This is a genomic window from Pseudomonas jinjuensis (assembly GCF_900103845.1).
GTDB classification, from domain to species: Bacteria; Pseudomonadota; Gammaproteobacteria; order Pseudomonadales; family Pseudomonadaceae; genus Pseudomonas; species Pseudomonas jinjuensis.
Genome location: NZ_FNIJ01000004.1, coordinates 155,522 through 179,484, shown reverse-complemented (window position 1 = coordinate 179,484; position 23,963 = coordinate 155,522). Strand labels below are relative to the sequence as shown.

The window sequence follows — 23,963 nt, the reverse complement described above, 5'->3', positions numbered from 1 at the left end:
GCCCAGACAACGACAAAAAGAGGCAACCCATGAGCACAAAAAGTCACTTGCATAACTTTTTTCCCACTGTCGCCGAGATTCCCGAACAGTACCGTCCGGGAGCCCCCATCGAGCAGCGCGAGTACCTGGTGAATGGTGGGCTGCTGCGCTGGGACGGCCCCCTGGCCACTGTGCGCAGCCCGATCTTCCTGGCCAGTGACCAGGGGGATGAACAGGTGGTTCTGGGCAGCACGCCGCTGCTGAATGCCGATGCCGCGCTGGCAGCCCTGGATGCCGCCGTCGCGGCCTACGATCACGGCCAGGGCGCCTGGCCGACGATGCGGGTGGGCGAGCGTATCCAGCATGTGGAAGCGTTCCTCGCCCGCATGCGCGAGCAACGCGAGGCGGTGGTCAAGCTGCTGATGTGGGAGATCGGCAAGAACCTCAAGGACTCCGAGAAGGAGTTCGACCGCACCTGCGACTATATCGTCGACACCATCGAGGCCCTCAAGGCGCTGGATCGCCGCTCCAGCCGCTTCGAGCTGGAGCAGGGCATCCTCGGCCAGATCCGCCGCGTGCCGCTGGGCGTGGCCCTGTGCATGGGCCCCTACAACTACCCGCTGAACGAGACCTTCACCACCCTGATCCCGGCGCTGATCATGGGCAATACCGTGGTGTTCAAGCCGGCCAAGCTAGGCGTGCTGCTGATCCGCCCGCTGCTGGAGGCCTTCCGCGACAGCTTCCCGGCCGGGGTGATAAACATCATCTACGGGAGTGGTCGCGAGACGGTCAGCGCGCTGATGGAGAGCGGCAAGATCGACGTCTTTGCCTTCATCGGCACCAACAAGGTCGCCAGCGACCTGAAGAAGCTGCACCCACGCCCGCACCGCCTGCGTGCCACCCTCGGCCTGGATGCGAAGAACCCCGGCATCGTCCTGCCCCGGGTCGACCTGGACAACGCGGTCAGCGAGGCCCTCACCGGCGCGCTGTCGTTCAACGGCCAGCGCTGTACCGCGCTGAAGATCCTCTTCGTCCACGAGGAGGTGCTCGAACCGTTCCTCGACAAGTTCTGCGCCAGGCTGGGCAAACTGAAGCCCGGCATGCCCTGGGACGACGGCGTGGCCCTGACCCCGCTGCCTGAGCCGGGGAAAATCGATTACCTCGACACCCTGCTGGAGGATGCCGTAGCCAAGGGCGCCAGGGTGGTCAACCCGGGCGGCGGCCGCCACCAGCAGAGCTTTTTCTATCCTGCCGTGCTGAGTCCGGTCAGCCCGACGATGCGCCTTTACCACGAGGAGCAGTTCGGCCCGCTGATCCCGGTAGTGCCTTACCGTGATCTGGACGAGGTGATCGACTACGTGCGCGAGTCCGACTTCGGCCAGCAACTCAGCCTGTTCGGCAATGACCCGGACGAAATCGGCAAGCTGGTGGACGCGTTTGCCAACCAGGTGGGGCGCATCAACATCAACGCCCAGTGTCAGCGCGGTCCGGACAGTTTTCCGTTCAACGGCCGCAAGAACTCCGCCGAGGGCACCCTCTCGGTGCATGACGCGCTGCGCGCGTTCTCCATCCGCACCCTGGTGGCAACCAGGTTCCAGGACGACAACAAGGCACTGGTCAGTTCGATCATTCGCAATCGTGCGTCGGGCTTCCTGAGCACTGACTACATCCTGTGAAGTGAGGTGGCGATGAGCACCCGTACCCTGATCATTCTGGATGGCGTCGGCGTGCGCGATGCCGCGGAGGCGAATGCCTTCGCGGCAGCACGACCAGTCCGCGAAAGCGGATGCGGCGGGCCTTCTCGAGTTCATGGCCCAAAGAAACAGAAGGGGAACGCTTAATAATTCAGCATTATAATGCTGAATGCATGGCCAGAAGACAGGAATATCAGAACTATATTGCCGATAAAGGCTAGTACTTCTATTCTACTCGGCATTAAAGTTCTGAAACTGGAATCCCTGAATGCCCGAGCAGATCACGATCCAGACCTATGTCGATGGCCAATGGCATGACGCCCTGGTGCTCACTGTCGACAACCCGCAGAAGGTGGCCAACGGTGCCTGTTCGGTCGCCTACGACCAGGCCTATCTGCTGCAGTTCATCGACAGGGTCGAGTCGGTTTTCGAGCCTGCGGTCAGCGTGAATTTGCCGATGAACTGGACCTTCGTGCGCGAGACGGGCTATCCGGCATTCATCTTCGACATCGTCCCTGCAGGCGCCGCCCGGAGGTCGCTGGAAGTGCGCTTCTCCAGCGAGAAGCCCGAAGGGATGGACATGGAGTTCTTTCTCCTGAAGCGTTGTACGCCGGCGCCCATCGGACATCTGCGAGTGAAGGAATCCTTCGAACATATCGATCTGGGCCGGACCGTCGCCTTTTCGCGCGAGGAGGTCGTGGAGAGGTCGAACGAATTCCTCGAGTACGCATACGAACTTGGCGCGGCCATCGGAGGCGCAACGGGCGCTCAGGGAGAGGCTCCGAAGCTCCTGATGACCGAGGATGCCAAAGGTGGCCTGCATGCGGATGCGGTGCTGGCTGACGCACAGGTGCGCCGTCACTGGCTCGTCAAGTTCGCGCGCAACAAGGTGACCGAGCGCGACAAGAACATCCTGCGTGCCGAGTATCACTACTACAGGGCGATTTCGCAGCTGGGGCTGGATACCGTGTCGATGGATGGGTTGGCACTGGAAGAGGCGGGCAAGCCCAGCCTCTGGATGCCTCGCTTCGACCGGCGCATCGTGGATGGCAGGGTAGAGCGCATCCCGATGGAGTCGGTCTATTCGATCTGCGGAAATACCGTCCCGGGCTCGCCGATGAAACATGAGGACGTGCTGCGCCGCCTGGCCGGCCTGTGGCGGGCGAACCAGCAGTCCGATGAAGTCGAGGGCCTGGTATTCGAGTACGTGCGGCGCGACCTGCTCAACCGCATCCTGGGCAACTCGGACAACCACGGCCGGAATACCGCGATCTTCCGCTACCAGGGTCGCTTCCAGCTGGCGCCGATCTACGATCTTGCCCCGATGGTGCTCGATCCCGAAGGGGTTACACGTGTCACCAAATGGGAGAGCGAGCGATCAGGCGCGCCCGACTGGGCGGCAGTATGCGCATCCCTGGAGGGCCTGCTCGATCCGAACCATCTGATGCGCCGGTTGAAGGATGCGGCGCAGGAATTCCGAGCGCTGCCTGGTCTGCTTGTCGACCTCCCGGAAGAAGTGCGGACTGCCCGGTCGATTCCCTTGAGCAACCTGGATGCCCGCTTGGGCGAATGGGGCCTGCTATGAACAACCTTCCGGCCGAAGAGCGCCACAAGCTGCTCGAAGATATCCAGCTGCAGAATGCGCTGGGCAAGGAAACGCTTGGAACCTCGATACGCCGCCTGCGTGTCGAGGTGACCGGGCTCGACCAGGAGACTTTCGCCTCCATGTGCAGGATGTCGACGAAAGCCCTGTACCAGCTGGAAAGCGACAAGGGCAATCCGACGATCAATACGCTCAACGGCATCCTGCGGATGTTCGGCATGACCATGACGCTCGGCTCGATCAGGACCAGCCCGGTCGTTCCAGCGGAGAACCGGGTCGCGATCCGGAAGCGGGGCGCGCGGCCAGTGTCGCGGAAATCCAACGCGCAGGGTGAATAACGCGCCAGCGTTATCCACCATCCTGACCGGTGGATGAAGCATTCCGCTTCATCCACACAGCACCCAAACGCAGGGCGTCACAAGGTTCCGAGCAACTTCCGCGCGGCCTGGGTGTGATCCGCGATCAGCCCCTTCAGGTCGAGTCCTTCGACTTCCCCGTCCACCACGCGCCAGCTGCCGCCGATCATGATCCGGTCGGCGCGGTCGGCGCCGCAGAGGAGGAGGGCGGAGAGGGGATCGTGGCTGCCGGAGAAGCGCAGTTCGTCGAGCTTGAACAGGGCGAGGTCGGCCTGCTTGCCCGGCGCCAGTTCGCCGATGTCGCTGCGGCCCAGCAGTTTCGCCGAACCGCGGGTGGCCCAGCCCAGCGCCACTTCCGGGGTGACCTTCTCGGCGCCGTAGCGCAGGCGCTGCAGGTACAGGGCCTGGCGGGCTTCGAGGATCATGTTGGAGGCATCGTTGGACGCCGAGCCGTCGACGCCGATCCCCACCGGCGCGCCGGCTTCTTCCAGCGCCAGGGTCGGGCAGATGCCCGAGGCCAGGCGCATGTTCGAGCTGGGGCAGTGGCAGACGCCGGTGCCGGCTTCGCCCAGGCGGCGGATTTCCTCGTCGTTGAAGTGGATGCCGTGGGCCAGCCAGGTGCGCGGGCCGAGCCAGCCGACGCTGTCGAGGTAGTCGACGGTGCGCTGGCCGAAGCGCTGCAGGCAGAAGTCTTCCTCGTCGAGGGTTTCGGCGAGGTGGGTATGCAGGCGCACGTCCTCGCGCTCGGCCAGTTCGGCGCTGGCGCGCATGATTTCCGGAGTCACCGAGAAGGGCGAGCAGGGCGCCAGGGCAATCTGCACCTGGGCGCCTTCGCCACGCTGGTGGTAGTCGCGGATGAGGCGCTGGCTGTCGTCGAGGACGGCCTCGGCGCTCTGCACGGTCTGCTGCGGCGGCAGGCCGCCGTCGGCCTCGCCCAGGCTCATGGAACCGCGGGTGAGCATGGCGCGCATGCCCAGTTCGGCGACCACGCCGGCCTGCACGTCGATGGCCTGCTCCAGGCCGTCCGGGAACAGGTAGTGGTGGTCGGCGGCGGTGGTGCAGCCGGAGAGCAGCAGCTCGGCCAGGGCGACCTTGGTGGCCAGCGCCAACTGGTCCGGCGTCAGGCGCGCCCACACCGGGTAGAGGGTCTTCAGCCAGGGGAACAGCGGCTGGTTCACCACCGGCGCCCAGGCGCGGGTGAGGGTCTGGTAGAAGTGGTGGTGGGTGTTGATCAGGCCGGGCGTCAGCACGTGCCGGCTGGCGTCGAAGGTCTGTTCGCAGGGGCGGGAAGGTTGCTGGCCGGCGGCGACCAGTTCGACGATGCGGCCGTCCTGGGCGACGATGCCGCCGCGGGCGTCGAGGTCGTTGGCGGTGAAGATGGCGAGCGGATTGCGCAGCCAGAGACGCGGGGATGACATGGAGGAGTCCTCGTCAGTCGCGGAGCCGCGCGCGAGGCGAGCCGGCTCCTGGGTTGAGAGAGCCAGCTCAGTGTTGACCCTGTCTGCTGATCCAGGTCCGCCGCCGCATCCAGTTCCGCCAGGGAACTGACCTCGCGGTCAAGCGTGGAACGGATGGTAGCGCCAGCGGAACCGTTCGTCACCTGCCAGCAAAATAATCGCAGGAAAATCAGCGTGTTCTGATTATTGAATCAATTCTTGTATACAAATTCATTTTGGCTGTTGTACATTTTTTCCGGCCCCCTCGTACAACAAAAACAAGCGAGTCCTCCAGCCATGAATGATCGTTCAGCTGTAGCGTCCACCGGAGAGCGTCCGGAAGACGAGAACCTCGGTATCGGCGCCAACCTGGCGTACGGCCTGCAACACGTTCTGACCATGTATGGCGGCATCGTCGCCGTGCCGCTGATCCTCGGTCAGGCCGCCGGCCTGTCGCCCGCCGAGATCGGCACCCTGATCGCCGCTTCGCTGTTCGCCGGCGGTCTGGCCACTCTGCTGCAGACCCTCGGCCTTCCCTTCTTCGGCAGCCAGCTGCCGCTGGTGCAGGGCGTATCCTTCGCCGGCGTGGCGACCATGCTCGCGATTCTCACTACCGGTTACGAGGGTGGTGGCATTCCCGCGGTGCTGGGGGCCGTCATGGCCGCGTCGGTCATCGGCCTGCTGATCACACCCATCTTCTCGCGCATCACCCGGTTCTTCCCGCCGCTGGTCACTGGCGTGGTCATCACCACCATCGGCCTGACGCTGATGCCGGTGGCCGCGCGCTGGGCCATGGGCGGCAACAGCAAGGCGCCGGACTTCGGCAGCACCGCGAACATCGGCCTGGCTGCCGTCACCCTGGTGATAGTGCTGCTGCTGAGCAAGCTGGGCAGCGCCGCCATCTCGCGCCTGTCGATCCTCCTGGCCATGGTGATCGGCACCGGCATCGCCTACGCCCTGGGCATGACCGACTTCTCCAAGGTGACCGAGGGCCCGATGCTGGCCATGCCGGAGATCTTCCACTTCGGCATGCCGACCTTCCACGTGGCCGCCATCATCTCCATGTGCATCGTGATCCTGGTGACCCTGGTGGAAACCTCGGCGGACATCCTCGCGGTCGGCGAGATCATCGGCACGAAGGTGGACTCCAAGCGCCTGGGCAACGGCCTGCGCGCGGACATGCTGTCGAGCATCGTCGCGCCGGTATTCGGTTCCTTCACCCAGAGCGCCTTCGCCCAGAACGTCGGCCTGGTGGCGGTCACCGGCGTGAAGAGCCGCTACGTGGTAGCCACCGGCGGCCTGATCCTGGTGACCCTCGGCCTGCTGCCGGTAGTGGGGCGGGTAGTGGCCGCAGTACCGCCGGCGGTGCTCGGCGGCGCGGGCCTGGTGCTATTCGGCACCGTGGCGGCCAGCGGCATCCGCACCCTGTCGAAGGTGGACTACCGCAACAACATGAACCTGGTGATCGTGGCCACCGCGCTGGGCTTCGGCATGCTGCCGATCGCGGCGCCGACCTTCTATCACAACTTCCCGGGCTGGGTGGAAACCATCTTCCACTCCGGGATCAGCTCCTCGGCCATCATGGCGATCCTGCTGAACCTGCTGTTCAACCACTTCAAGACCGGCAACTCGGACCAGCAGTCGGTGTTCGTCGCCGCCGAGGAACGCACCCTGCGCTACCGCGACATCGCCGCACTGGCCGAAGGCGACTACTTCCTCGACGGCAAGCTGTTCGACAAGGATGGCAACGAGGTACCCGTGATCAGGGACGACCACGAGCATGGGCACGACGAGATATCGCCACCCAGCCTGAAGAAGACGGTGGCAGCTGAAACCTGACGCCATGCATGAACGAGACGGCCCTTCGGGGCCGTTTTCGTTCAGGGGTAGATCCGGTTATCCCGGAAACCTGATCGAGCGATCGGACTGCGCCGCTGGATAGTTCTTTTCCATTCGGACTTTCATCTAACCGCAGGAAATCAGTCTAAGAAGTCCCGGCCGTGCGCCGGGCCTTTTGCTACCCTGAATTCAGTAGGTGAAAACGCAGACTGATGCGCAAGTGGATAGCAAGGAGACGTGGGGCACGTTCCCGGGGTACACGGCTGGCGAGACCAAGATTTGCCCCATATGCCGCGTGAAGTGGAGGGGGGTTGACACTCCTCCGCCAGATTCCTCAGAAACCTTGTAAGCCGGAGACCAGCGCCGGCCACCTACTAGAATCTCGAAGCCCGACCAGCGTGTCGGGCTTTCTTTTTTGTTCGAGCATCACGCCTGATTCATGACCAGACCTACATGGGCGAGCCCCTCGTGACTTGCTCGTCACCATGGCTGGATCGCCCCCTCAATTCCTGCGTCTCCGCCAGCAACCAGTCCCGAAGCATCCGCATTTCCGTCGAACCCGCCAGGTCGCGGCGGCAGACGAAGTAGTGCTTGCGGTCGTCGGCGAAGAAGGTTTCGCCGAGCGGCCGGACCAGCCTGCCCGAGTCCAGCTGGTGCTGCACCAGATGGCGCCAGGCCAGGCCGACGCCCACTTCTTCCTGGACCGCGTCCAGCAGCATGGAGAAGTGGCTGAAATCCATCGTCTCCTTGCACATCGCGGCGTCGAAGCCGAACTGCTTCAGCCAGAACGCCCAGTCGACGGGCGCCCAGAGCCTGGCTTTCCAGTGGCTGGCGCTGAGGTTCAGCAGGGTGACGCTCGTCAGGCCTTCAAGGGACGCGATCTGCGGGTGCTGTTCGAGGAAGCCCGGGGTGCAGACCGGGAATATCTCTTCGGAGAAGAGGAACTCCGCCACGTAGTGCGGATGCTCCTCCAGCCCCAGGGTCACCGCGGCATTGAAGCTCTCCTGATAGTCCGGGTTCGCGTCGGAGCTGATCAGGTGCAGCTGAAGCTCGGGATGCTGGACGCGCAAACGCTTCAGCCGCGGCAGCAGCCAGAGCTGGGCGAAGGCGGTGGTGGTGATCAGGGCCAGGTAGTCCTGGCTCTTGCGCCGCAGCAGGTCGCGGGATGCCGTGGCGATGTGGTGCAGGGCGGAGGAGGCCGCCAGGAACAGCGCATGCCCGTCGCTGGTGAGCTGGACCTTGCGGTTGCCGCGCTGGAACAGCTTCAGGCCGTAGAAGTCTTCCAGCGTCTGGATCTGCCGGCTGACCGCCGCCTGGGTCACGCAGAGTTCCTCCGCCGCCAGCTTGAAACTGCCATGTCGGGCGGCGGCTTCGAAAGTGCGCAGCGCATTCAGTGGCGGGAGCAGATGCCTGAGGTTGCTCATTGGGCATACCTGATGAGTCGGACACTGCGAACAGTTAACCAGAGCGCAACTGGAAATGGCAGTTCCTGGCGCGGACGGATAACGCCCCAGCGTTCCCGCGCTGAGGCCATTGGCGGATGACGCTGGCGCGTCATGCGCCCTACGTCGAGTTGCGGTTTCACTTAACAAAAAGGCAAGCGAATGCCGCGCAAAACTCGTTTGTCAGCGCTCCGCCATCTCCCGATCATCGGCCTCAGGTCACCCACCCAGAGGAACAAGAACAATGAGATTCGAAAACAAGGTCGTCGTGATCACCGGAGGCGCCGGCGGCGTCGGTCAGGCGCTGGTCCGGCTGTTCGCCGCCGAAGGCGCGCGCCTGATGATCTCGGACATCAATGCCGACGGCTGCCAGGCCATGGTCGAGCAGGCCCGCGAGCTGGGCGCCGAGGCCGACTGCCTGGCCGGCAACCTGCGCGAGAAGGAGTATTGCGAAGCGGTGATCGCCCGCGCGGTGGAGCGCTTCGGCGGCGTCGATATCCTGCTCAACAATGCCGGCATCATTCCCCGCGGGACCATCGAGGAAACCACCGACGAGATGTGGTTCACCGCCATGGACGTCAACCTGAACGCGGCGTTCTTCCTCTGCCGCGCCGCCATCCCGCACATGAAGAAGCGTGGCGGCGGCGCCATCGTCAACACCTCTTCGGTGTGGGGCACCCATCCGGGGCCCGGCCATGTCGCCTACTGCACCAGCAAGGGCGCGGTGGCGGCCTTCTCGCAGAACCTCGGCCGCGACTGCGCGCCGTTCGGCATTCGCGTCAATGCCGTCTGCCCGCACGAAATCAACACGCCGATGATCCGCACCGGCTTCGAACGCCGCGGCCTCGATCCGGACAAGGCCGTCGAGGAGCTGAACCGGACCGTGCCGCTGGGGCGCATCGCCGAGCCGGAGGACATCGCCGACGTGATCGCCTTCCTGGCTTCCGACCAGGCCCGCTACGTTGCCGGCGCGACGCTCGAAGTCACCGGCGCCAAGCCGGTTTCCGGCTGAGGAAAGAATGATGCTGAACGACAAGGTGGCCGTCGTGACCGGCGGCGGACGCGGCATCGGCCGCGGGATTAGCGGAAAACTGCTGCAGGCGGGTGCGCGGGTCCTGATCGCCCAGCGCCAGCCGCTGGATGAAGAACTGGGCGCCAACCCGCAGGTGGCCTGGGTCGAAGCCGACCTGGCGGATCGCGAAGCGCCCTACATCATCGCGCGGGAGGTCGAGCGGCGCTTCGGCGGCGCCGACATCCTGGTCAACAATGCCGGCTTCATGTTCGAGCAGTCGCTGGACGAGATGACCGAGGACGACTGGGACCGGATGATGGCGGTCAACATGCGCGCCCCGGTCTTCCTGGCCAAGGCGCTGCTGCCGCTGATGCGCGCGCGGGGCGGCGGCAGCATCGTCAATATCGGCTCCATCGAAGGCATCGGCGCCAATCCCTGGCACACCGCCTACTGCGGATCGAAGGCCGGCGTGCACGGCTTCACCCGTGCGATGGCGGTGGACCTGGGGCGCGACGGCATCCGCTGCAACGCCATCGCCCCCGGCTGGATCAATTCCGACCTGAGCGACGCCTACATCGACGCCCAGCCCGATCCCGCCCAGGCCCGCGCCGGACTGCTCGGGCTGCATCCGGTCGGGCGTACCGGCGAGCCGCAGGACATCGGCGGCGTCGTGGTGTTCCTCGCCAGCGACGATGCGGCCTTCATCACCGGCCAGGTGATAGTCGTGGACGGCGGTCGGACCGCGAAGCTGCCGTTGCCGTTCTGAGGCTGCGAATGGCAGGCCGCGCCTGCTCATGGCCGGTGCGGCGCCTGCGTGGAAGGGCCCGGGAATGCCTCGGGCCCTGTCGTGGCGATCAGCGCAGCGTGTAGCCGTTGTCCACGACCAGATCCTGACCATGGATGCCGCGCGCCTGCTCGGACAGCAGGAAGAGGACTGCGTCGGCCACGGCGCCCGGTTCGAGGAAGCGGCCATCCAGCAGGCGCTGGTTGACGGCGGCGGCGACTCCGTCCAGCGCATCGGCTTCGAGACCCAGGGTGCCCCAGATCGGCGTTGCAGTCGGTCCGGGGGAAACCATGTTGATGCGAATCCGCTCGGCTGCCAGCTCCACTGCGAGGGTCCGCGCCTGCGCCTTCAGCGCCGCTTTCGAGGCGATATAGGCGGCGAGGCCGGGGAAGGTCACCTGCGACAGGAAGGTGCCGATGAACACCACCGATGCCGGGCGGGCCAGCTGGTCGCGCAGCGCGGCGAGCGTATTCAGCGCACCCGCGCCGTTGACCTCCCACTGCTGCTGGAAGGCAGCGCCATCCAGTCCGTCGGCCAGCCGGGCGATGCCGGCGTTGGGGACCAGATGATGGATCGGCCCCAGCTCGCGCGCACACTCCGCCAGCCGCTGCAGGTCTTGCGCATCGGTGACGTCGCCGGACAGCCAGTGCAGCCGCTCGCCGGGGTGATCCAGCAACTGCGGCGGTGCCTCGCCGCTGCGGGCCATTGCCAGTACCCGATTGCCCTGGCGCAACAGGCGCTCGGTCACCGCCAGACCTATCCCGGAACTGGCGCCGGTGACCACGGCAAGGGGAGGGTGGCTTTCAATGCTTGGCATCTGTCTTTCTCCTGAGGGGTGTGATGGTCAGCGCGGTTCTCCGCGCGGCATCTTCCTCTCAGTTTTCATGCCACCAATTGTGCCTTTCAGATCAATAACTTACGGCGATCATGGTGAAGATGACAACGAGCCGGGAGGGTCGTTAGCACCCACCGAGGTCATTTCGACCGTCGATCCCGGGCTGGACCGTTCCAGCCGCTGCGTCCGGACGGGATACCCGAATGCGGCTAGTCTGAGCCAGACGTGAAGAACCGTCGGCTGCACGTCGACGCCATTTCCAGCCCCGTACAGGCGGTGCCGCCATGTCCCTCGTTCTCTACGGTCATCCGTTTTCCTCGTACACGCAGAAGGTCCTGATCGCGCTGTACGAGAACGCCATCCCCTTCGAATTCCGCTGCATCGGGCCGGACACTCCGCAGCACTCGGCGGACTGGCTGCGCCTGTGGCCGCTGGCCAAGTTCCCGCTGCTGCTGGACGGTCCGCGCAGCGTCGCCGAGACCAGCATCATCATCGAGTACCTGCAGCTGACCCATGGCGGGCCGGTGCGCCTGCTGCCGGACGAGCCGCTGGCGGCGCTGGACGTGCGCTTCCTCGACCGCTTCTTCGATCTGCACGTGATGAGCCCGGTGCAGCATGCGGTCGGCGGGGCGCTGACCGGCGATGCGAGCAAACGCCGGGAGGCACTCGCGACCGCGGTGGAGAAGCTGGAACTGGCCTACGCCTGGCTCGAAGGCCATCTGCCCGGCAGGACCTGGGCGGCAGGGGAGACGTTCAGCCTGGCCGATTGCGCGGCGGCGCCATCGCTGTTCTATGCCGACTGGACGCAGCCGATTTCCGACGCCTATCCCGTGCTGCGAGCCTACCGTTCGCGCCTGCTGGCCCGCCCCTCGTTCGCCCGGGCGGTGGACGAGGCAAGGCCCTATCGCCCGCTGTTTCCCCTCGGCGCGCCCGATCGGGACTAGTGGCCTGTGTGGCTGATTCGACTAATCAATTTCGGCGCCAGGCTTCGCCATACTGCGTTGCCGCTCATCACCGTAGCCCTGCTACGACTCGTCGCGGCGCCTTGTCTGGCAAACCCTGGCACTCGAACTTCAATTGCCGAATCAACCGTACAGGCCACTAGACCTTCAGCGCACCACGGAATCCCCGCGCGGCGTAATAGGACTGCGCGCCGTTGTGATAGGCGAAGACACGGTCATAGCGGCGGTCGCAGAAGAGCGCGCCGCCGAGCTTGCGCATGGCGGGAGGCGTTCGTACCCAGCTGGAGGTGCGGATGTCGAAGACGCCCAGCTTCTGCAGGTCGCGGTACTGGTCTTCGGTGAGCAACTCGATGCCCATGGCCGCGGCCATGTCCGTCGCGCAGTCGGCGGGCCTGTTTTCCTTGCGCGATTCCAGCGCCGCGCGGTCATAGCAGAGGCTTCGGCGCCCGGACGGGCTTTCGGCGGAACAGTCGACGAATACGAACGCGCCGGTGTCCCTGTCCTGACCCACCACATCGGGTTCGCCGCCGGTCCGCTCCATTTCGCCGAGGGCGCGCAGTTTCTCCGGGGCTGACTCCAGCCTGGCCTGCACGCTCGACCAGTCGATGCCTTGATGTCGGCCCATGTTCCCTTCGAATCGCACTTTCAGCGTTTCCACCAGCGCTTCGCGTTGTCCTGCATTCATGCTGCACCTCCGTTGGCTAACCAACATAGCAGCCCGATCGTTTGACGAAGGCTTCGGCCATGGTTAGATTGGCCGCTCGTTCACCTTCACGACTCGCCCCCATGTCCCATGACGCACTCCATCGCTCGCTGACTCCTGACCTCCAGTCAGGCGGCCTGCCACTGTGCGTTTCCAGCGTCGCTCCCCCTCCTGCCTCGGTCGCTCCGCCGCCGGCATCTCCGCCGCCGCCGGCTGATTCGTTCTAACGACCCACTCGAAATCCACGTCCGATCTCGCGCCGCCGGCCACCCGGCACGGTGAAGTTGCGCCCGGACGTCGTTCAACGACCTGGACAGGTATCACATGACTATCTTCAGGAACGCCTGGGCCACCTTTGGCCCGACCTCGCTTTTCGTCCTGCTCTGGGGCAGCGGTGCGATATTCTCGCGCTGGGGCCTCGACCACAGTTCGGCATTCGCCATTCTCACGCTGCGCTTCGGCCTGGCGCTGCTGGCACTGCTGTTCGTCGCCGCCCTGCGTCGCCGGCTGTTGCCGCGACCGGGCACAGGCTGGCAGGTCGCCCTGACCGGCCTCGCGCTGATCGGCGGCTATTCGATCTGCTATTTCCTGGCGCTGGAAAACGGCATCACCCCGGGTGTGCTGGCGACCGTGCTGGGGGTGCAACCCATCCTGACGCTGCTGATCGTCGAACGCGGTTTCTCCCTCTCGCGGCTCGCCGGGCTGGTCCTGGCGCTCTGCGGGTTGGCGCTGGTGGTGTTCCAGGGGTTGCTGAAGGCGCATTTCTCCCCGACGGGAGTGGCCTTCGCCCTGCTGGCACTGGCCTGCATGACCAGCGGGGCGATCCTGCAGAAACGCATCCGGCAGGCGCCGCAGGACGTATTGCCGCTGCAGTACCTGGTCAGCCTGGTGCTGTGCCTGCTGTTCGTGCCGTTCAAGCCCTTCGCGGTGGAGTGGGTGGCGGGCTTCGTCATCCCGCTGCTGTGGCTGGGGCTGGTGATTTCCGTCGGTGCGCAGTTGCTGCTGTACCGGTTGATCCAGGCGGGGAACCTGGTGAATGTCACCAGCCTGTTCTACCTGGTGCCGGTGGTTACCGCGGTCATGGATTACCTGTTCCTCGGCAACGCCTTGTCGATGCTCGGCGTTGCGGGAATGGCGGCGATTCTGCTCGGGCTGGCGATGGTCTTCCGGCCTGGTCGCAGAACGTAGGGTAGATCGGTCGGGGCCATGGCCGCCCTTCGTAGGAGCTCAGCTCGCTCGCGATCCATGGTTTCTACCGGCACCCCATCACCAGGGGAAACACCGGTTCGCGAGCAAGCTCGCTCCTACAAAAAAGCATGCAGTTCCCCAGGCTGGGCATCTACCGTTGCGGGACCGCATGCGCGGCCATGGCCGCCCTTCGTAGGAGCTCAGCTCGCTCGCGATCCATGGTTTCTACCGGCACCCCATCACCCGGGGAAACACCGGATCGCGAGCAAGCTCGCTCCTACAAAAAAGCGTGCAGTTCCCCAGGGTGGCCGTTTTCAGGCGAGCTGAATCCAGGTGGTCTTCAGTTCGCAGTACTGGTCATGGGCATAGACCGACTTGTCGCGGCCGCCGAAGCCCGACTGCTTGTAGCCGCCGAAGGGCGTGGAGATGTCGCCTTCGGAGAAGCAGTTGACCGACACGGTGCCGGCGCGGATCGCCGAGGACACGCGGTGGGCGGTGTTGATGTTGTCGGTCCAGAGCGAGGCGGCGAGGCCGTAGCAGGTGTCGTTGGCGATGGCGATGGCTTCTTCCTCGCTGTCGAAGGTGATCACCGCCAGCACCGGGCCGAAGATCTCTTCGCGGGCGACGGAGGAAGCATTGGTCACGCCGTCGAAGATGGTCGGAGCGACGAAGTAGCCGCCGCTGTCCTGATGCAGCCGCACGCCGCCGGTCACCAGGCGCGCGCCTTCGGCCCTGGCCTGTTCGATATGCCCGAGCACCTTCTCCATGTGCGCCTGTTCGATCAGCGCGCCGAGACGCACGGATGGGTCGAGCGGGTCGCCCGTCTTCCAGTCCTGCAGTTGCCGAACCAGCTCGTCGAGCAGGGCGTCCTTGATCGAGCGGTGCACGATCAGGCGCGAGCCCGCCGAGCAGTTCTCGCCCATGTTCCAGAAGGCGGCGCTGAGCACGTTGCTGGCGACGTTCTCCAGGTTGCCGGCATCGGCCATGACCACCTGCGGGTTCTTGCCGCCGCATTCCAGCACCACGCGCTTGAGGTTGCTCCTGGCCGAGTATTCGAGGAACAGCCGGCCGACTTCGGTGGAGCCGGTGAAGGCGGCGAGGTCGATGTCCGGATGCAGGCCGATGGCCTTGCCGGCGGTATGGCCGAGGCCGGGGACGACGTTGAGCACACCGGCGGGAATGCCGGCCTCATGGGCCAGTTCCGCCAGGCGCAGGGTGGCCAGGGAGGTCAGTTCGGCCGGCTTGAGGATCACGCTGTTGCCGGTGATCAGCGCCGGGCCGAGCTTCCAGCCGGCCATCATGCAGGGGAAGTTCCATGGCAGCACGGCACCGACCACGCCGATCGGCTCGCGCTTGATCATGCCGATGTTGCCAGGGCTGGACGGCGAGATGGCGTCGTACAGCTTGTCGCCGGCCTCGGCGTGCCAGCGGATGGTGTTGGCGGTATCCGGGATGTCGATGGCGAAGCATTCGCCGACGGGCTTGCCGGCTTCCAGGGATTCCAGCACCGCCAGTTCCAGGCGGTGCGCGTCGATCAGGTCGGCGAAGCGCTGCATGATCGCCTTGCGCTCGGCGGGCGCCAGCTTCGACCAGACGCCGGCTTCGAACGCGGCGCGGGCGGCCTTGACCGCGACGTCTATGTCTTCGGCATCGCAGGCCGCGACTTCGGCCAGCACCTGGCCGGTCGCCGGGTTCAGCGTGGCGAAGGTGGCGCCGGAGCGGGCGCTGACGAAGCGTCCGCCGATGAAGGCCTGGGTGCGCAATTCGAGTCGTTCGATCTGTTCATCGATGGCGCTGCGGGTGAGGGCGTCGCTCATTGTCGTTCTCCAGAGTGGGTCTCAAAGTTCTGCGCCGGCGGTCCATTCCTTCCAGGCGATGGACGAGCGCACGCCAAGTCCCAGCAGGGGCTCGGGCGGATTGCGGCAGGGTTTGGGCTGTTCCAGCATGCTGCGCAGCAGGTCGCTGTCCATGCCCAGTGCGTATTCGGCGATCAGCTTCCCGGAGATGGTGCCGCGGGTCAGGCCGAGGCCGTTGCAGCAGACCGCGCTGTAGACCGCCGGGGCGATCTCGCCGAACACCGAGCCGGAGTTGCGCGCCAGGCACAGGGCGCCGCCCCAGGTGTATTCGAACTCGACGCCGGGCAGCATCGGGAAGCGATTCTCGAAGGACTTGCGGTGGGCGCGGCGGACCCGTTCCAGGGTGCCGGCGCTGGCCTGGACCTGCGGGTTGTAGGTGAAGGAATTGCGGATGCAGATGCGTCCGTTGGCCAGGCGCCGCACCGTGGTTCCCAGCGGGTCGGCGGGAATCAGGCCCCAGGACTCGTCGCCGCCGAGCACCTGCAGTTCCTGCGGGGTGAGTTGGCGGGTCATGCTGGCGTAGGTGTACACCGGCAGGATGCGTCCCTTCAGGCCCAACTCGCCGAAGGTCGATGCGTAGGCGTTGTTCGCCAGCACCATGCGCGGGGCCTTGACGACGCCTTGCGCGGTGGTCAGCACGTGCGGCCTGCCGACCTCGATGGTCAGCACCGGGCTGTCCTCGAACAGCTGGACGTTCTCCGGCAGGGTCTGCCCCAGCCCGCGGGTCAGCGCCGCCGGCTGGACCAGCACGCAGCGCGGGGCATGCAGGCCGGCCTGGTAGAAGTCGCTGCCGGTGATGGCCTTCATCTCCCGGGCATCGAGCATGCGATAGGGCTCGCCGAGGGCGGAAAGCCCCCTGGCGAATTCCTCCAGCGAATGCGCGCCGCGCTCGTTGACCGCGCCGTGGATCTTGCCCTGCTCGCGCCAGTCGCAATCGATGTCGTGCTTCCTGACGATGTCGCGCACGTAGTCGATGGCGCCGCGGCAGAGGCGGATGATCTTCTGGTCGGCCTCCTGACTGCTGGTGTAGCTGTGCGAGGTCAGGTCATGGGGCAGGTCGACCATGAAGCCCGAGTTGCGTCCGGCGGCGCCGAAGCCGACCCGCCGGGCGTCGATGAGCACGATCGAGGCGTCCGGCTGCAGCTCCGCCAGCCGGCGCGCCGCGGCCAGGCCGGCGAGGCCGGCGCCGAGCACCACCCAGTCGGCCTGCACGGTGCCGCGCAGCGACGTACCGGGGGGCGGCGGCGGCAGGGTTTCGTACCAGCCGCAGCGACCGTCGTTCTGCGGCAGGAAATTGCATTGCAGCTGCATGGGGCACCTCCAGTGACCGCGAACTAACCGCGATGGGCGACCAGTTGCTCGTAGGTGCGCGCGAAGGCGGCCTTTTCCTGCTCATTCAGGGGGAGCAGCGGACGGCGGGTGTTGCCCACCGGCAGGCCGGCTAGTTCGCAGCCGTACTTGATGTACTGGCAGAACTTCCCGCCCTGTTCGAGCAGGTTGAGCATCGGCAGCAGGCGGCTGGCCAGTTCGCGGCCGGCGATCATGTCCTGCTCGACCACGCAGGCGCGGTACAGCGCGACGTGCTCGGGAGCGAGGAAGTTGGAGGCGCCGGCGACCCAGCTGCGCGCGCCCCAGGTGAAGAACTCCAGCACCTGGTCGTCCATGCCGCAGCTGGTCTGCAACTGGCCGGCGTACTCCTGGGTGAGGGCGTGCATGCGCTCGATGGAGCCGGTGCTTTCCTTGATCGCCTGGAAGTTCGGGCGGTCCTTGAGGGCGTCGATGAACTCGAAGCTCATGGGCGTCCCGGTGCGGGCCGGGAAGTTGTAGAGCATGGTCGGCAGGTCGAGGGCATCGTCCACCGTGCGGGCGTGGGCGAGCAGTTCTTCCTGGGTCGGCTGGCAGTAGTAGGGCGCGGCGAGGAGGATGCAGTCGAAGCCGGCCGACTTGGCGTAGCGGCCGAGGTCGAGGGATTCGTCGGTGGTGGTCGAGTTGATCCCGGCCATCAGCGGGATGCGTCCGCCGGCCAGTTCGGCGACCGCGTCGAACAGCTGCTTGCGTTCGCCATTGCTCAGCGCGTAGTACTCGCCGGTGGTGCCGCCGATGATCAGGCCGTTGATGCCGTCGCCGATCAGGCGCTCGACCACCGGGGAGAGGGCAGGGAAGTCGATGGAACCGTCCTGGGCGAAGGGCGTAACGACGGGGGTCCAGATACCATCAAAGTTCATGTAATCACCTAGCCGAAAAGTTGTTCTTGTTGAGGATTTCGGCTTGAAGATTAATGACGCGCTTCCGTGGTCAACAAGCAACATTTAAGGATGGCAATCAATGAGCGGGGGTTATGAATTTATTGGCGGAAAATAAAAAACCTGCACAAGGCAGGTTCTTTTTTTCTGGGCAGACTGGTGCGGCCGATATTAACAAGCCACAACTTCCGGAATTCGCAATTAAAACTGCGGACAAACAATAACGCCCGGTAATCAGAACTGCGCGAGCAGCCAGTCGCGCAGGCGGCAGCAGGCCTCGTCGTCTTCCTTGTCTTCGTTGAAGGTCAGGTAGTGCAGGCTGTCCTTGAGCACCATTTCCTGCTCCACCGGCCGGACCAGCAGGCCCTGTTCGAGCAGATGGCCGACCAGGTGATTCCAGCCGAGGGCGACGCCCTGGTGGCTGAGGACCATCTGGATCAGCAGGTTGTAGTCGTTGGCGTTGAAGAAGTGCGGGGCGTTGGCCTTGCGCGTCTCGATGTCGATGTCATGGAAGGCCAGCCAGACGCTCCAGTCGACGTGTTCGGCCACCTGCGAGCGGCCGTAGGGGCTGAGGTTCAGCAGCACGCTGTCGCGCAGGCCTTCCAGGCTGCGCAGCTCCGGATGCTCGTCGAGGTACTTCGGCGTGCACACCGGGTAGATCACGTCGTGCATCAGCGGATAGCTGCGGTAGCCCTCGCGGATCTTCGCCATCTTGGTGATGAAGATGTCGGGGCGCACGCCGGGTTCCATGGACAGGAAGTTCTGCGTGGTGATCAGGTTCAGGTCCACGTCCGGGTGCGTGCTGAAGAAGTCCGGCAGCCGATGGGCCAGCCACAGCGCGGAGAAGGCCGGCGAGCAGCACAGGGTGAGCACGCGCTTGCTGGTGCTGTGGCTGCGGATGCGCTCGGCGGCCTGGGCGATGTTGACGAACGACAGCTGCACCGCATCGAAGAAGATCGAGCCGGCGGCGGTGAGTTCCACGGCACGGCCGACGCGCTTGAACAGCTCGGCGCCGAGGTAGGTTTCCAGCTCGCGGATCTGCCGGCTGATCGCCGCCTGGGTCACGCACAGGGCTTCGGCCGCGCGGGTGAAGTTCTGGTATTTGGCCGCGGCGACGAAGGATTTCACGGCGCGCAACGACGGCATCTTGATCAGGGTCTGATCGGGTTCGGTGTGCTTAACCATAACGACAGGTAATCAAGAACCTCAATAAAAAGTCGATTCAGTCCGCGGACGGGGCCGCCCTAGACTGCGCTTATTGCAATCGCGGTGAAATGATCGCTGCCGACGGAGGGTAGCCGAAAAGGGCGGAAGCGCAGAAGCCCGGCTTTTCGGTTCCATCCTTCGCCGGCCAGAGAATGCACCGACAAACCACCGAGCCTGCTCCGGAGTGCAAATAACAATGGACAACAAAATTGCTGTGATAGACCTCATCCACCAGCGCGAACAGCGCCATGCGCTTCCCGGGGCGGTGTATAGCTCGCCGGAAGTCTACCGCCAGGACCTGGAGCAGATCTGGCACAGGGAATGGATCTTCGCCGGCCATACCTTCGAGCTGGAAAAGCCCGGCCAGTACTTCACCCTGCAGATCGGCGACTACCCCATCGCGGTGGTACGCGGCGGCGACGGCCAGGTGCGCGCCTTCCACAACGCCTGCCGGCACCGCGGCTCCAAGGTCTGCACCGAGAACAGCGACAAGGTCGCCAAGCTGGTCTGCCCGTACCACAAGTGGGTCTTCGACCTGGACGGCAAGCTGCTCTTCGCCGGCAACATGGGCCCCGACTTCAATGTGGCCGAGTACGGCCTGAAGCCTGCCCATTGCGAAGTGGTGAACACCTACATCTACGTCTGCGTGGCCGAGAAGGCGCCGGACTTCGAGAAATTCCGCAAGGCGGTTTCGCCCTTCATCACCCCGCACAACCTGGAAGACTGCAAGGTCGCGTTCGAATCCAACCTGATCGAGCGCGGCAACTGGAAGCTGGTCTTCGAGAACAACCGCGAGTGCTACCACTGCGAGGGCACCCATCCGGAACTGCTCAACTCCTTCGTCGAGAACCTCTCGGTGGCGGGCGTGGGCGGCGAGGAAGACCCGGAGCTGGTGGCGCACTGGGATCGCTGCGAAGCCGCCGGCCTGCCCAGCCGCCTGGTGATGGACGAAGACGGGCAGTTCCGCATGACGCGCATTCCGCTGTCCGCCGGCGCGGTGAGCTACACCATGGACGGCAAGCCGGCGGTGGCGCGGCGCCTCGACAGGAGCGGCGCGGACAACATCGGCGCGCTGCTGTACTTCAACTATCCGTCCACCTGGAACCACTTCCTCGGCGACCACGCGCTGAGCTTCCGCGTGCTGCCCCAGGGGCCGAACGAGACCCTGGTGACCACCAGGTGGCTGGTGCCGAAGGACGCCCAGGAAGGCATCGACTACGACCTCGACCGCCTGACCCGGGTCTGGGTCGCCACCAACGACCAGGACCGCCGCCTGGTGGAAGGCGCGCAGGCTGGCGTGACCTCGCCGGCCTACGTGCCCGGCCCGTACTCGGCGATCGCGGAGAACGGCGTCTGCCAGTTCGTCGACTGGTACTGCGAGACCATGCGCCGCCGGCTGGCGGACTGATTTCCCGCACCGCCTTTCCTCGCTGCGACCCCGTTTCACCGCTCCGGTGAAACGGGGTTTTTTCGTCCATGGCCCAGGAAGCAACGATGCAATCACATTCCTCTTCTCTTCGCGACGGACACGCCCGGGGCTTCTGCCTGGTGCTGCTGGCGGCGTTCTGCTACGGCCTGCAGCCGTTCTTCGCCCAGTACGCCTATGCCGGCGGAGCCGATCCGGTGGGCCTGCTGCTGGCGCGCTTCTCCATCGCCGCGCTGGCCTTGCTGGCATTCCTGCGCTGGCGCGGGATACCGCTGCCGAGCGGCCGGCTGGCGCGGCAGAACCTGCTGCTGGGCGTCGGCTACGGGCTCGCGGCGCTGGGCTACTACAACGCCTGCCGTTCGACCTCGGTGAGCCTGGCGATCATCGTGGTGTACACCTTCCCGGCCTTCGTCACGGTGGTCTCCATCGCCTGCCTGGGCGAGCGCACCAGCGCGCTCAAGCTGGCCAGCCTGGTGCTGGCGCTGGGCGGGGTGCTGCTGGCGACCGGGCTGAGCCTGTCCGGCGCATCGCTGGGCGCGCTCTGGGCGCTGTTCGCGGCGATGTGCTACGGCGCGTCGATCATCTACGGCACCCACCGCATCTGCCATGAGGACCCGCTGGCCTCGGCGGCCATGCTGTTGCTCGGCTGCGCGCTGACCTTCGCCGTGGCGGCGCTGTTCCGCGGTGCGGCGTTCCCGGCCACGGGCGCGGGATGGTGGGGAACGGCAGGGCTGGCGCTGTTCGCCACCCTGGTGCCGGTCGCGGCCTTCCTCGCCGGTTCGCCGCGCATAGGCTCCTCGGCGGCGGCCACGCTGTCGACGGTGGAACCGGTGGTGGCGGTGACCATCGCGGTGCTGTTCATGGGCGAGCGGCTCACCGTCGCCATGCTCTGCGGCGGGCTGATGGTGATGCTCGCCGCCGTGTTCCTGGCCCGCCAGGGCGGGGGAGAACAGGGCGCGGACAGCGTGCCGGGAGACGCGACTCGCAACCGATAACATGAAGTTATGGTTAAGGGCGAACAAATGTCGTTGGACGCTGGGATAACCAAATCCTAATTTGAAGGTGCAGTGCGGCGCCATGTATGGAGCCGATTTTGAAGAGCAGGAATTTCTGCACGCCGGCATATATCCGGCCTATCTCGTACTTGTCGCAATACATGTGAAAAGTACGAAGTTGACTGATCCGTCATAAAGATAACAAAGAGGGTTGTATGAGCCAGGCTGACGATATTCTTTCGGTGAAGAACATCTTCAAGGTATTCGGACCCCATCCGGAAGTCGCCATGGAGATGTTGCGCAAGGGTGCCGACAAGAATGAGATTTTCCGCAAGACCGGTCATGTCGTAGGGGTCTTCGACGCCAGTTTCTCGGTCAAGCGCGGCGAGATTTTCGTCATCATGGGACTGTCTGGCTCAGGCAAGTCGACCATGGTGCGGCTGTTCAACCGCCTGATCGAGCCGACTTCCGGCAGCATCCACCTGAACGGCCGCGAGATCACCGGCCTGTCGGACAAGGCGCTGCTCGACGTGCGACGCAGGGAAATGGGCATGGTGTTCCAGTCCTTCGCGCTGATGCCGCACATGAGCGTGCTGGAGAACACCGCCTTCGGCCTGGAGATTTCCGGCGTGGCCGAAAGCGAACGCCACGCCCGCGCCGCCGAGGCACTGCGCCAGGTGGGCCTGGCCGGCCACGAGAACAGCTATCCGCACCAGCTCTCCGGCGGCATGCAGCAGCGCGTCGGCCTGGCCCGCGCGCTGGCCAACGACCCCACCATCCTGCTCATGGACGAGGCGTTCTCCGCCCTCGACCCGCTGATCCGCAGCGAAATGCAGGGCGAGCTGATCCGCCTGCAGGCCGAGCAGCAGCGCACCATCATCTTCATCTCCCACGACATCGAGGAAGCCATCCGCATCGGCCATCGCATCGCGATCATGGAAGGCGGACGGGTGGTGCAGATCGGCACCCCGCAGGAACTGATCAACCACCCCGCCAACGAGTACGTGGAGACCTTCTTCAAGGGCTTCGACAGCTCGCGGGTGCTCAAGGCCGGCGACGTCGCCCAGCTCGACCCGGACGTGGTCTGCCGGGTCAACGGCAAGGCGCCGCACTTCAAGGCGGGCGTGCCCTACGGCTACCTGGTCGACGAGCGCGGCCAGCTGCTCAGCGTGGTAGGCACCAACGAATCCGGCAGCGTCGACGACACCCTGCCGGGCGAACAGCTCAGCCTGTACCAGCAGAGCCCCGTCTACACCGACACCCCCCTGCATGACGTGCTGGATATCGTCGCGACGCTGCCGTATCCGGTACCGGTCCTGGACCGCGGAGGCGCCCTCAAGGGCACCATTTCCAAGAATCAGCTGCTGCACACCCTGAGCCGCCACTGAGCGTCGTCAGGTTCGCCAGAGCCGCAACTTCTTAGAGCAGGTATCCAGCATGTCCGAATTCAGTCTCCTCGATCCCTTCCAGAGCGCCACGATTCCCCTCGGCGACTGGGTGGAAAACACCCTCAACTACCTGGTGCACAACTTCCGCGATGTGTTCCGCGCCATCCGCTGGCCCATCGACCAGGTCCTCAACGGTTTCGAATACGTCCTGCAGAGCATTCCTCCGTCCATCGGCATCCTGCTGTCCGGCCTGCTCGGCTGGCAGATCGGCGGCCAGCGCATCGGCTGGCTGTGCGTGGTGACCCTGACCCTGCTCGGCCTGATCGGCGTGTGGTCCGAGTCCATGACCACCCTGGCGCTGGTGCTGACCTCGGTGTTCTTCTGCGCGCTGATCGGCGTGCCGCTGGGCATCCTTTCCGCCCGCAGCGACCGGCTGGAAAAGATCGTCCGGCCGATCCTCGATGCGATGCAGACCCTTCCCGCGTTCGTCTACCTGGTGCCGGTGGTGATGCTGTTCGGCATCGGCAACGTCCCCGGCGTGCTGGTGACCATCGTCTTCGCCGTGCCGCCGCTGGTGCGCCTGACCAACCTCGGCATCCGCCAGGTGCCCGAGGACAAGATCGAGGCGGCCCGCGCCTTCGGCTGCACGCCGCGGCAGATGCTGATGCGCGTGCAACTGCCGCTCGCCACGCCGACCATCATGGCCGGCCTGAACCAGACGCTGATGCTCTCGCTGTCGATGGTGGTGATCGCCTCGATGATCTCGGTGGGCGGCCTCGGCCAGATGGTCCTGCGCGGCATCGGCCGCCTGGACATGGGCCTGGCGACCGTCGGCGGGGTAGGGCTGGTGCTGCTGGCGATCTTCCTCGACCGCCTGACCCAGGCGATGGGCGAACGCACCAACTCCGACCCGAGCCTGCGCTGGTACCACAGCGGTCCGGTAGGCCTCGTGCTGCGGCTGTTCGGCAGCCAACCGGCGCGCGGCAAGGCAGCGTGAACCTTTCCTAAGCGAATCC

General features: G+C 65.3%; 19 protein-coding genes and 1 pseudogene. 12 read left to right on the top strand and 8 right to left on the bottom strand.

What is annotated here, in order from left to right; genetic code table 11:
• The first annotated feature begins 29 nt into the window (after positions 1–29).
• The 3 genes from BLR75_RS07190 (at position 30) to BLR75_RS07180 (ending at position 3,614) form a co-directional block, all read left to right on the top strand.
• The gene (locus BLR75_RS07190) at positions 30–1,655 is read left to right on the top strand and encodes an NADP-dependent glyceraldehyde-3-phosphate dehydrogenase (protein WP_084311873.1); all 1,626 of its coding nucleotides are present in this window, start codon (positions 30–32) and stop codon (positions 1,653–1,655) included.
• A 286-nt stretch (positions 1,656–1,941) separates the two neighbouring features.
• A complete protein-coding gene (locus BLR75_RS07185) occupies positions 1,942–3,258 on the top strand; it encodes a type II toxin-antitoxin system HipA family toxin (protein ID WP_084311874.1) in 1,317 nt (438 codons plus the stop codon).
• Positions 3,255–3,614: a helix-turn-helix domain-containing protein gene (locus tag BLR75_RS07180; protein WP_084311875.1), complete on the top strand. Its 360-nt coding sequence runs from the start codon at positions 3,255–3,257 to the stop codon at positions 3,612–3,614. The genes BLR75_RS07185 and BLR75_RS07180 overlap by 4 nt, the downstream gene beginning before the upstream one ends.
• 77 nt (positions 3,615–3,691) lie before the next feature.
• Here BLR75_RS07180 and BLR75_RS07175 read toward each other — a convergent pair whose 3' ends face one another.
• Entirely contained in the window at positions 3,692–5,050 is a 1,359-nt protein-coding gene (locus BLR75_RS07175) for an 8-oxoguanine deaminase (RefSeq protein ID WP_084311876.1), read from the bottom strand.
• A 315-nt stretch (positions 5,051–5,365) separates the two neighbouring features.
• Between BLR75_RS07175 and BLR75_RS07170 the strand changes: the two genes are divergently transcribed.
• Positions 5,366–6,907 (top strand): nucleobase:cation symporter-2 family protein, encoded by a 1,542-nt coding sequence (locus BLR75_RS07170; protein ID WP_084311877.1) that lies wholly within the window; start codon positions 5,366–5,368, stop codon positions 6,905–6,907.
• A gap of 449 nt (positions 6,908–7,356) precedes the next feature.
• On the opposite strand, the gene BLR75_RS07165 is transcribed toward BLR75_RS07170, so the two are convergent.
• A complete protein-coding gene (locus BLR75_RS07165) occupies positions 7,357–8,331 on the bottom strand; it encodes a LysR substrate-binding domain-containing protein (RefSeq protein WP_084311878.1) in 975 nt (324 codons plus the stop codon).
• A 262-nt stretch (positions 8,332–8,593) separates the two neighbouring features.
• On the opposite strand from BLR75_RS07165, the gene BLR75_RS07160 reads away from it, so the two are divergent.
• The gene (locus BLR75_RS07160) at positions 8,594–9,361 is read left to right on the top strand and encodes an SDR family NAD(P)-dependent oxidoreductase (RefSeq protein WP_084311879.1); all 768 of its coding nucleotides are present in this window, start codon (positions 8,594–8,596) and stop codon (positions 9,359–9,361) included.
• Positions 9,362–9,371: 10 nt separating this feature from the next.
• Positions 9,372–10,127, top strand: coding sequence for an SDR family NAD(P)-dependent oxidoreductase (locus BLR75_RS07155; protein ID WP_084311880.1), 756 nt, complete (start codon positions 9,372–9,374; stop codon positions 10,125–10,127).
• 88 nt (positions 10,128–10,215) lie between these two features.
• On the opposite strand, the gene BLR75_RS07150 is transcribed toward BLR75_RS07155, so the two are convergent.
• Positions 10,216–10,962 carry an SDR family NAD(P)-dependent oxidoreductase gene (locus tag BLR75_RS07150; RefSeq protein WP_084311881.1) on the bottom strand — a complete coding sequence of 249 codons (747 nt, stop codon included), beginning with the start codon at positions 10,960–10,962 and terminating at the stop codon, positions 10,216–10,218.
• A gap of 302 nt (positions 10,963–11,264) precedes the next feature.
• On the opposite strand from BLR75_RS07150, the gene BLR75_RS07145 reads away from it, so the two are divergent.
• The gene (locus BLR75_RS07145; RefSeq protein WP_084311882.1) at positions 11,265–11,924 is read left to right on the top strand and encodes a glutathione S-transferase family protein; all 660 of its coding nucleotides are present in this window, start codon (positions 11,265–11,267) and stop codon (positions 11,922–11,924) included.
• Positions 11,925–12,081: 157 nt separating this feature from the next.
• Here the strand turns inward: BLR75_RS07145 and BLR75_RS07140 are convergent, their stop codons facing one another.
• The gene (locus BLR75_RS07140; RefSeq protein WP_084311883.1) at positions 12,082–12,627 is read right to left on the bottom strand and encodes a DUF4256 domain-containing protein; all 546 of its coding nucleotides are present in this window, start codon (positions 12,625–12,627) and stop codon (positions 12,082–12,084) included.
• Between the two features lie 342 nt (positions 12,628–12,969).
• Between BLR75_RS07140 and BLR75_RS07135 the strand changes: the two genes are divergently transcribed.
• The gene (locus tag BLR75_RS07135) at positions 12,970–13,833 is read left to right on the top strand and encodes a DMT family transporter (protein ID WP_084311884.1); all 864 of its coding nucleotides are present in this window, start codon (positions 12,970–12,972) and stop codon (positions 13,831–13,833) included.
• 314 nt (positions 13,834–14,147) lie between these two features.
• Here the strand turns inward: BLR75_RS07135 and BLR75_RS07130 are convergent, their stop codons facing one another.
• The 4 genes from BLR75_RS07130 to BLR75_RS07115 form a co-directional block, all read right to left on the bottom strand.
• Complete coding sequence (locus BLR75_RS07130; protein WP_084311885.1) at positions 14,148–15,650, bottom strand: aldehyde dehydrogenase; 1,503 nt, start codon at positions 15,648–15,650, stop codon at positions 14,148–14,150.
• A gap of 21 nt (positions 15,651–15,671) precedes the next feature.
• The gene (locus tag BLR75_RS07125; RefSeq protein ID WP_084311886.1) at positions 15,672–17,000 is read right to left on the bottom strand and encodes an NAD(P)/FAD-dependent oxidoreductase; all 1,329 of its coding nucleotides are present in this window, start codon (positions 16,998–17,000) and stop codon (positions 15,672–15,674) included.
• Positions 17,001–17,023: 23 nt separating this feature from the next.
• Entirely contained in the window at positions 17,024–17,914 is an 891-nt protein-coding gene (locus tag BLR75_RS07120) for a dihydrodipicolinate synthase family protein (protein WP_084311887.1), read from the bottom strand.
• 252 nt (positions 17,915–18,166) lie between these two features.
• Complete coding sequence (locus tag BLR75_RS07115; protein WP_084311888.1) at positions 18,167–19,117, bottom strand: LysR family transcriptional regulator; 951 nt, start codon at positions 19,115–19,117, stop codon at positions 18,167–18,169.
• A gap of 217 nt (positions 19,118–19,334) precedes the next feature.
• On the opposite strand from BLR75_RS07115, the gene BLR75_RS07110 reads away from it, so the two are divergent.
• The 4 genes and pseudogenes from BLR75_RS07110 to proW all read left to right on the top strand — a co-directional run.
• Positions 19,335–20,546, top strand: coding sequence for an aromatic ring-hydroxylating oxygenase subunit alpha (locus BLR75_RS07110; protein ID WP_084311889.1), 1,212 nt, complete (start codon positions 19,335–19,337; stop codon positions 20,544–20,546).
• An 86-nt stretch (positions 20,547–20,632) separates the two neighbouring features.
• Complete coding sequence (locus BLR75_RS07105) at positions 20,633–21,559, top strand: DMT family transporter (protein WP_084311890.1); 927 nt, start codon at positions 20,633–20,635, stop codon at positions 21,557–21,559.
• Between the two features lie 215 nt (positions 21,560–21,774).
• Positions 21,775–22,947: a quaternary amine ABC transporter ATP-binding protein gene (locus BLR75_RS07100; RefSeq protein ID WP_084311891.1), complete on the top strand. Its 1,173-nt coding sequence runs from the start codon at positions 21,775–21,777 to the stop codon at positions 22,945–22,947.
• A 37-nt stretch (positions 22,948–22,984) separates the two neighbouring features.
• Positions 22,985–23,944 (top strand): annotated as a pseudogene (gene proW / locus BLR75_RS07095) (glycine betaine/L-proline ABC transporter permease ProW); the annotation flags it as partial.
• Between the last annotated feature and the right edge of the window lie 19 nt (positions 23,945–23,963).

What these genes read in the sequence shown, in the direction of transcription:
- BLR75_RS07190 (WP_084311873.1), top strand. Translation starts at nt 30, where the DNA reads ATGAGCACAAAAAGTCACTTGCATAACTTTTTTCCCACTGTCGCCGAG.
- BLR75_RS07165 (WP_084311878.1), bottom strand. Translation starts at nt 8,331, where the DNA reads ATGAGCAACCTCAGGCATCTGCTCCCGCCACTGAATGCGCTGCGCACT.
- BLR75_RS07110 (WP_084311889.1), top strand. Translation starts at nt 19,335, where the DNA reads ATGGACAACAAAATTGCTGTGATAGACCTCATCCACCAGCGCGAACAG.
- BLR75_RS07120 (WP_084311887.1), bottom strand. Translation starts at nt 17,914, where the DNA reads ATGAACTTTGATGGTATCTGGACCCCCGTCGTTACGCCCTTCGCCCAG.
- BLR75_RS07175 (WP_084311876.1), bottom strand. Translation starts at nt 5,050, where the DNA reads ATGTCATCCCCGCGTCTCTGGCTGCGCAATCCGCTCGCCATCTTCACC.
- BLR75_RS07150 (WP_084311881.1), bottom strand. Translation starts at nt 10,962, where the DNA reads ATGCCAAGCATTGAAAGCCACCCTCCCCTTGCCGTGGTCACCGGCGCC.
- BLR75_RS07135 (WP_084311884.1), top strand. Translation starts at nt 12,970, where the DNA reads ATGACTATCTTCAGGAACGCCTGGGCCACCTTTGGCCCGACCTCGCTT.
- BLR75_RS07115 (WP_084311888.1), bottom strand. Translation starts at nt 19,117, where the DNA reads ATGGTTAAGCACACCGAACCCGATCAGACCCTGATCAAGATGCCGTCG.
- BLR75_RS07140 (WP_084311883.1), bottom strand. Translation starts at nt 12,627, where the DNA reads ATGAATGCAGGACAACGCGAAGCGCTGGTGGAAACGCTGAAAGTGCGA.
- BLR75_RS07100 (WP_084311891.1), top strand. Translation starts at nt 21,775, where the DNA reads ATGAGCCAGGCTGACGATATTCTTTCGGTGAAGAACATCTTCAAGGTA.
- BLR75_RS07145 (WP_084311882.1), top strand. Translation starts at nt 11,265, where the DNA reads ATGTCCCTCGTTCTCTACGGTCATCCGTTTTCCTCGTACACGCAGAAG.
- BLR75_RS07170 (WP_084311877.1), top strand. Translation starts at nt 5,366, where the DNA reads ATGAATGATCGTTCAGCTGTAGCGTCCACCGGAGAGCGTCCGGAAGAC.
- BLR75_RS07130 (WP_084311885.1), bottom strand. Translation starts at nt 15,650, where the DNA reads ATGAGCGACGCCCTCACCCGCAGCGCCATCGATGAACAGATCGAACGA.
- BLR75_RS07105 (WP_084311890.1), top strand. Translation starts at nt 20,633, where the DNA reads ATGCAATCACATTCCTCTTCTCTTCGCGACGGACACGCCCGGGGCTTC.
- BLR75_RS07180 (WP_084311875.1), top strand. Translation starts at nt 3,255, where the DNA reads ATGAACAACCTTCCGGCCGAAGAGCGCCACAAGCTGCTCGAAGATATC.
- BLR75_RS07155 (WP_084311880.1), top strand. Translation starts at nt 9,372, where the DNA reads ATGCTGAACGACAAGGTGGCCGTCGTGACCGGCGGCGGACGCGGCATC.
- BLR75_RS07185 (WP_084311874.1), top strand. Translation starts at nt 1,942, where the DNA reads ATGCCCGAGCAGATCACGATCCAGACCTATGTCGATGGCCAATGGCAT.
- BLR75_RS07160 (WP_084311879.1), top strand. Translation starts at nt 8,594, where the DNA reads ATGAGATTCGAAAACAAGGTCGTCGTGATCACCGGAGGCGCCGGCGGC.
- BLR75_RS07125 (WP_084311886.1), bottom strand. Translation starts at nt 17,000, where the DNA reads ATGCAGCTGCAATGCAATTTCCTGCCGCAGAACGACGGTCGCTGCGGC.